Origin of the sequence: Gluconobacter oxydans (assembly GCF_006539685.1) — a bacterium.
GTDB lineage: Bacteria > Pseudomonadota > Alphaproteobacteria > Acetobacterales > Acetobacteraceae > Gluconobacter > Gluconobacter oxydans.
Map to the genome: position 1 here is coordinate 1 of NZ_BJNM01000056.1, position 5,520 is coordinate 5,520.

Annotated in this window: 3 protein-coding genes; 1 reads left to right on the forward strand and 2 read right to left on the reverse strand. The window is 58.1% G+C overall.

Features of this window, described 5'->3' with window-relative positions; translation table 11 throughout:
- Window positions 1-373: 373 nt before the first annotated feature.
- Both GOX01_RS12930 and GOX01_RS12045 read right to left on the reverse strand, forming a co-directional pair.
- The gene (locus GOX01_RS12930) at window positions 374-733 is read right to left on the reverse strand and encodes a hypothetical protein (RefSeq protein ID WP_155720741.1); all 360 of its coding nucleotides are present in this window, start codon (window positions 731-733) and stop codon (window positions 374-376) included.
- A 53-nt stretch (window positions 734-786) separates the two neighbouring features.
- Window positions 787-4,641: a glycoside hydrolase family 15 protein gene (locus GOX01_RS12045; RefSeq protein WP_062268869.1), complete on the reverse strand. Its 3,855-nt coding sequence runs from the start codon at window positions 4,639-4,641 to the stop codon at window positions 787-789.
- A gap of 329 nt (window positions 4,642-4,970) precedes the next feature.
- Between GOX01_RS12045 and GOX01_RS12050 the strand changes: the two genes are divergently transcribed.
- Window positions 4,971-5,520: transposase (locus tag GOX01_RS12050; protein ID WP_141259265.1), on the forward strand; the 550-nt coding region annotated here is incomplete at its 3' end.

A 5,520-nucleotide genomic window follows, 5' to 3' on the forward strand; every position in this document is an offset into this window, starting at 1 on the left:
TATCCTCAAAAGGTAAGTCTCCGTCTTTTTTCTGAAAATCGTCCCCTCCTCACCCCTATGTCCGTTAATTTACATTATCGGACATAGGGGGTGGGGCCCAAGAAAGACCCGAAAAGGCCTTTTCGAGGCGTGTTCCAGGGGCGCTCATCCAAGAACAACGTCTGCTTCCAGAAAGACAGCCTGATCGTCTCTGGCCCTCTTCGCGATTGCCGTTTCAACTTACGCAGGTCTGTAACCATTCTGAGGCTCGCGGCTGACTTGGGGGGAATGCTGAATGTCGGCTTCTCGAAATCGAAGCTGGAAAGCTGCCTCTCACACTGGAGCAGAACCCCCGTATCGAGAAAGGCAAAAGCCTCTGTTGATACCTCGAAAATTAACCTCGAAACGCTGCTTTCGACCAAGCACCTTCGAAACGCAAACCCGCGAACGAGAGAGAAAGGACGGGATTGCTCCAGAATGGCCGCAGTTCGGGCGTGACGGTGCAGCGATCGGAGCTGAACTGAACACGATGCGATCTGAACAGCCTTCTCCGAAACTCCTCCTCATCGATCGGCTCCTGAAGGTTCTGCTCGATATGCTGCCGTATCTCGATTGCCGACAGCTTCGTCGGATCAACAAGAATCCAGCCCAGTGGACGCGTGACGTAGAACTGATTGTAGGGAGAGCATGCCAACCACGCATGGCTTGAGCAAAGGCGTGTTGTTGCCGTGTTATCAGAAGGCATCTCGGTCACGTTCACATTTGTCATGCGATTGGGTCGCAGCCTCGCTACGACCCAATTGTCTGTCAGGCGCCGACGATGTTCATGCCCTGAAGGGTATGGACGTCGAAGAACGTGATGCTGTGATTGTCAGCCAGGCTGACCATCAGGTTGCCCCCCGAGAAGGAGGTCCCGGTGACACCCTGCATGGTCGCACTGTCAGTGCTTCCGTTGAAGCCGTAGATCATAGAGTTGCCAAGGCTGGACCCAAAGTTCAGGTCCGCCGATGCCGCGTTCGTCAGGTTGGCCCAAAGACCGGTGCTGTCGTTTGCGGTGATGTTCATAGCCCCGGCGCCGGCCGTGATCGCAACGCTGCTTTCGTCGCCCAGCGTGATCTGGTTCGCAGCGTTGCCGCCTGTATAGGTCAGGCTCCCGCCGGACGTCTGGCTGCCGATATAGGTTTCCTGCGTATAGCCGACCGACTGGCTGGCGTTGATGGTCATGGTGCCGGTGCCACCATAGAACGTGTCGAACCCTCCGGTGACGGACGCCACATTCACGTTCGATCCGTTCATATGAATCTGGTCGTTACCAAGAGAGTTGATGGTCGACTTCTGGCCGTCAGTGCCAAGATTCAACGTGGTGTCGCGGCCGGTATAGAGGAGGTCGGTCGGACTTGCGACCTGAAGCGTCGTATGTGCGTTGCCTTGATTGTCGATCGCGTCCAGTTGTCCTGCCGGGCCCTCAGTGGTGATGTTGGTCTGGTCGGCACTGTCGTACTGGCCACCCGTGATATAGGCATCGGACGTCGTCGTATCGGATTGCGATCCCATGATCAGGTTTGTCGTACCGGCGGCCTGAATTTCCGTCAGAGGTCCGGCGAGAATCGTCGCACTGGCACCCGTAGCCCCGGTGTATTCCACCGTGCCATGGTCCCCGGCGGCGTTGTTCATGATTGTCGTAGTGGAATTCTGCCCGGCGAGAACGTTCGTATCGCCGGCATTGCCAAAGACCAGAAGGTCGTTGACACCGTTCGTGTTGTCGATGGTTTCCGGTGTACCGGCAGCAGCTTCATTGCGGACCATGGCGACCGACGTGGCAGAGGTGTTGCCCGTGCCGACGATCATATCCTGGGCCTGGCTGTTACCCACGCTGTCGAGTCCAAGGGTGTAGGACCCGAACCCGGTCGTGCCTGTATTGACGGAGACGTCGGTCTGCGGCGTAGCGGTCGGTGCCTGCCCGGTAATCGCAGGCATCAGGGTCGATGTCTGGCCGGTGCTGTTCAGGAGATCCTGGACGTACCAGCTCGCCGTCACCGGTTCGGACGATGTGCTTTCGATCGGCTGGCCACGCGCCCAGTCGTAGGATTCACCGGGCGGAGTGCCGCCATTGTCATAGGACTGTTCGATCCAGCTAAGGTCGTTATTTGCCTGGGTCGTATTGCCGGAATCCATGCTGACGATGCTGTCATAGGCGGTCATCTGCGGCCAGGACGGCGAGATGCCTTGCGCCTCGTATGTGCCCCCAGGGCTCCACTGCGAGGACTGGTAGAATGTTTCGTTCTGATAGCGCGATAGACCGAAATTGTCCTGCGTCAGCGCATTTTCGACAGCCTGCGCGTTTTCAGTCGCATAGATGCTTGTGGGCGAGACAAGACCGAAGACGGCGGCAATGTTGGTATCGGCGTCGATCGTATTGTCAATCGTTCCGTTCGGGTTGATCATTTCGACGAAATGACCTTCCTGCGCATTCCAGAGCCCCGGCGTCGACGCCGTGGTCGGACGCAGGATCGCATCCTTGATCGTCTCGGCGCCGGTCGCCCAGGTCTGGGCCTGATTGCCCTCGCCCATGGCCGAGGCGAGTTGCGATGCTGCGTTCAGCCCTTCCGCGTAGGTGACCTGCGTGAAAGTATGATAGCCGTACATGTCCTCCCAGATTGAGTAGTCAGCCGGCCCAAGCCCGTTGCTACCAATATTTTCCTGGATCCAGTTCGCGGAGTTGACCAGAGCCTGACGCACCGTCGGATCGCTGATGAAGGACTGGGCCTGCTGAGTCTGGCCCTCGCTGAGCATCTGCTCGTAATGACGGTAAGACCCGATGAGGAACAGGCCCTGAGAGTCGTTTTCCGGCGCGACGAACCCGATCGGCAGGTTCTGGTCGAATTCTCCATAGTTCGTCGAGAATGTGCCTGAAGCGTTGCCGCTATAGGTCGCATTCATGCCGTTCTGCTCGACGGACGCCATCCAGCGCCAGAACTTGTCGGCCGGTTGGGTCAGGCCTGCGTCGTCCAGACCGATCGCGGTTGCGGCGCTGTCGCGCACCCAGACCTTGTATTCATAGGACGGGTTGGTGGACGCCATGAACGAGCCGTATTCCGGGCTCTGTGCCTGCAAAATATTGATCAGACTGGAGCGATAGGCACTCTGGGCCGCAGCGCTGCTTGTAGGATCCAGTGTCTGCCCGCTGGCGGCAGTTGCAGCCTGTCCGCTTGTTTCTGTCGACCCAGCCAAATTGTAGGCCTGGTTGAGCGTGTCGTCCCATGCGGTAGCCGTCTGCTGAGTCCAGGAACTCGCGGCGGAAGCGCCGGTGGCGTCCGTCATCGGCGTCGACGACGTCGTGGACCCGACTGTGTTCGTATATTTATCGAGATTGGCGTCGAGCTGCGACAGGCTGGTGGCTGTCGAGAGATAGTAGCTGAGGTCGACGGTCTGGCCGGGATTCAGGGTGACATCGCTGTCGGTGGTGCCGACCGCGAGATTTGTGCCCGACGCGCCCGAACTGCTGCCGACCATCGTGCCGTTGTTCTCGAACCCGCCGATAACGCCCTGGTCCGGAGCATTCAGGGACGGATTGCCGGACGCGCCGCTCGACAGGGAATAGCTGCCGCGCACATTGACGCCGTCGACGCCTGCCGCGTGCGTGCTGTTGCTGACCTGATAGTCACCGATCGCTAGATAAAGCGGGGATTTGCCACTTCCCTGGTCCTCGGTAACGATCCATGCGTTATGCGTCGGATCCCATGTCGTGCTGCTGACTTCACCTGGGTTGATACCGGTGGCATTCATCACGTCCCAGACCAGCGGCTGGGTGCCGCTCGCATTCTGATTGGTCAGGGACAGGTTTTCGACGATGAGGTTTTCGTTCGGAACGTTGGCATAGGTTGCCTGGATCTGCACCGGCAGCGCCTGGCCGGTCGGCGAGTAGGCACCATAGTTCACATGCAGGACGCCGTTGGCATCGAACGACTCGTTGGATTTGAAATACGGCGAATAAGTCTCGGCCTGCTGGCCGGGCGTGACGTTGCGGAACCAGACGGCGTTGAAGTCGAGCTGATTGAGTTCGTCGTTGCTGCCGACATGCAGTTCGGACAGGCTCGGGCCGAATGTCCATTGCTGCTTAGGCGCCATGCTCTCGCCTTGAACGAACGCCTGCATATCCGTCTGATTGGAGATCGCGAGCGACTGCGCCGACGTTTCCTGGGAGGGCGATGCGCCGGCCGCGACCGTGGACGTGCCGATCTGGAAGGCGGGGCTTGCCTGAAGCTGATCCTCCGGCACCGGTGTCAGGCCATTGGTCTCATCGGTCGTCTGATTATTCAGTTCGACCGAATTCAGGCCTGCCTTCAGATAGACTGACGCATAGGCCGTGCCCGTCGAGGCGCCGCTGGTCTGGTCGAATTCGACGACCCCGGGCTCGTTCTGGCCATTGATGGAAAGCTGTTCGTAAGCAGCCGCGTTCGCCGTATTCTGATAGGCAAAGCTGACCGTGTAATACCCCGCTGTCGCGGCGAGGAAATTGTATTCGACGCCCGACGGAACCGCGTTGGTCGTGGCTGGCTCCTGACCGGCCGGCATGTCGACCATACCGTTGGGGTCGTCGGTCGCGTCACCAAGCAGCGTGTAATCGGACGCTACGAATTGCTCGTCAGAGTTGTCAGCCATAACGTTTCAGCTCCATCGCGGCATGACCGGCGCTGACCCCATGTCAGGCTGTCACAACAGTTACACTTTCATACTTTTAATGAAAATTTGACGCAAGCGGGCAAAGAAAATGACGTGCCCCCCTTTTGTATCCACTCAAAAGGAGAGTTCCCGTTTTTTATGGCTTGGGGTTGGTGGGATGACAAGTGTCTCGGGGGGCATAGAGGTGGACCCGGTTTTTCAGACAGGGCGATAAGCTATAATCCGACCTGGAGGGTTCGAAAAACCCTCTGGTTTTGCGGCTTTCTCTGTGATTCCATTTCTTCTGCGTTGATTGAGGGAATAGCGCTATGAAGCAGTCTGGTTTCTTTGACGTTGAAGAGCGGCTTGCCCGATTGAGCGGGCTTGGCGATCAGCTCGAAGCGTTTTCCCGGACTGTGGATTTTGAAGTCTTCCGCCCTGATCTGGAGCAGGCTTTGGCGTATTCAGACGGCAGTAAAGGCGGGCGTCCGCCGTTTGATCCGGTACTGATGTTCAAGATCCTGATGATCCAGACGCTGAACAATTTGTCTGATGAGCGGACAGAGTATCTGATCAATGACCGCCTGTCGTTCATGCGTTTCCTTGGCCTAGGGCTGTCGGACCGTGTGCCGGATGCCAAAACGGTCTGGCTGTTCCGTGAACGCCTGACCCAGGCGGGAGCCATTGAAAGACTGTTTGGCCGGTTTGATGCAACTCTGCGGAACGCCGGTTATCTCCCGATGTCCGGCCAGATCCTGGATGCCACACTGGTGGCTGCTCCCAAGCAACGCAATACGAACGCTGAGAAAGCCGATCTTCGGGAAGGGCGTATTCCTGAAGACTGGCAGGACAAACCCGCAAAGCTGTCGCACAAGGACC

Bases quoted from the DNA above. Each gene is read 5' to 3' on its own strand.
- GOX01_RS12045 (WP_062268869.1), bottom strand. From the start codon at position 4,641: ATGGCTGACAACTCTGACGAGCAATTCGTAGCGTCCGATTACACGCTG.